General features: G+C 37.2%; 1 protein-coding gene. It reads left to right on the top strand.

Annotation, left to right across the window (positions count from 1 at the left end; translation table 11 throughout):
• Positions 1-166: 166 nt before the first annotated feature.
• Positions 167-532: transposase (locus ACOI1D_RS21855; protein ID WP_422504316.1), on the top strand; the 366-nt coding region annotated here is incomplete at its 3' end.

Below are 532 nucleotides of genomic sequence, written 5' to 3'. Positions count from 1 at the left end.
CCTGAACTATTCATGATTCATCTCTCTAGAGCATAAAACTCAATGGGGACAAGGGATTGTAAGAATAGCTAGTTTCACCCAGAAGGTGAAACTAAACACATGAAAAGGAGCCCAAACTTTGGTAAAGTTAAGTTACGAACAAAAACATACCAAAGGGGCTCCTACAATGCCAAGTATAAACGAACAAGCAATGAATTTCAATAAACGCGTGAAAGTGAACTTTGACGGTGGTGATTTAACATCTGACGCTGGCATCTTATTGTACAAAGAATTTAATGATGCCATCGGGTTGAGTAGTATCATTGAAAAAATGGTACAAATTAAGGATGACGTAGTACATCACACACATGAAAACATCGGCGTTATCATGCAGAAAATTTATCAACACGTTACAGGCTACCATGCTGATGATCACGCAGACGATTTAAAATATGATCCAGCTCTGACTACAATTTTAAATAAAACAGAACTTGCTTCCCAACCTACCATGTCTAGACTTAATCAAAAGTTGGACTTAGATACGATGAAACAA

It is taken from the genome of Virgibacillus sp. DJP39 (assembly GCF_049310925.1).
Classification (GTDB): Bacteria; Bacillota; Bacilli; order Bacillales; family Amphibacillaceae; genus Virgibacillus_F.
Note: the sequence above shows the minus strand (reverse complement) of the source record. Positions and strands in the feature narration are given on the sequence as shown.